This is a genomic window from Neisseria oralis (assembly GCF_045062685.1).
GTDB lineage: Bacteria > Pseudomonadota > Gammaproteobacteria > Burkholderiales > Neisseriaceae > Neisseria > Neisseria oralis.
Genome location: NZ_JBJGEB010000060.1, coordinates 1 through 268, shown reverse-complemented (window position 1 = coordinate 268; position 268 = coordinate 1). Strand labels below are relative to the sequence as shown.

At 46.6% G+C, this 268-nt stretch carries 1 protein-coding gene; it reads right to left on the bottom strand.

The window, feature by feature from the left end; all coding sequences use genetic code 11:
• Positions 1 to 188, bottom strand: a 188-nt coding sequence (locus tag ACI43T_RS12080) for a YrbL family protein (protein ID WP_405387361.1), incomplete at its 3' end; no start/stop codon positions are given.
• Positions 189 to 268: the final 80 nt, after the last annotated feature.

The following is a 268-nucleotide window of genomic DNA, read 5'->3' as shown; positions in this document are numbered from 1 at the left end:
ATTCCACTCCAGTCTTTTAACCGGCGACCAAGATGCGCGTAGTACTTTAACTCACGGCGGATCTCTTTATCGCCACCATCGCCACGATGGTAGACAATCTTGATACAGCGTTGGGCATCTTCCGGATGCGCATAACATTTCCGATGTCTTCCGGTGCCCAGGGGACTTTGTTCAGATAAGCGAATCATGCCATCTCCTGGAAATATTTTCTGACGATCTCCAGTATGGTCGATTAACTTAAACAAAACCTAAACAATGCCTCTTAAGG